A 426-nucleotide genomic window follows, 5' to 3' on the forward strand; every position below is an offset into this window, starting at 1 on the left:
TGACTGGTCTCGTCGGTGAACCGCCAAGCGATGGCGAGGGCCGCGAGCACCATGGTCATGGAGAGTGCCGCCGCAATCATGATGCTGCGGTCAGCGATGCGGTCGAGCAGGCGGGGAAGGAGGAGCGCCGCGATCATCGAGCCCCCGCCGAAAGCGGCGAGGGTGATCGCGACCTCGCTTTGCCCGAGGCCGAGCGCGCCGCGCACCAGCACCGGCGTGTTGACGATGACCATTGCGCTTGCGGCGGCGGCCGCGAGGGTGACGGCAAGAAGGCCGCGCAGGCGCGGCGTCTTCAGATATTGGCGGATGCCGCGCGTCGTCTTGTCGTAGATGCCGCGGGTCTCCGCCTTGGCTCCGGTTCGCGGCAAGGTTACCGACAGCACGAGCAGCGCCGAGGCCGCGAAACCGGCCGCGGTGCCCGAGAAG

1 protein-coding gene is annotated in these 426 nt (G+C 69.5%); it reads right to left on the bottom strand.

The window, feature by feature from the left end:
- Positions 1 to 426 (bottom strand): MFS transporter (locus ACT6QU_RS19465; protein WP_444837031.1); only part of this gene is annotated, 426 nt, incomplete at both ends.

It is taken from the genome of Aliihoeflea sp. (genome assembly GCF_052435475.1).
Taxonomy (GTDB): Bacteria; Pseudomonadota; Alphaproteobacteria; order Rhizobiales; family Rhizobiaceae; genus Aliihoeflea.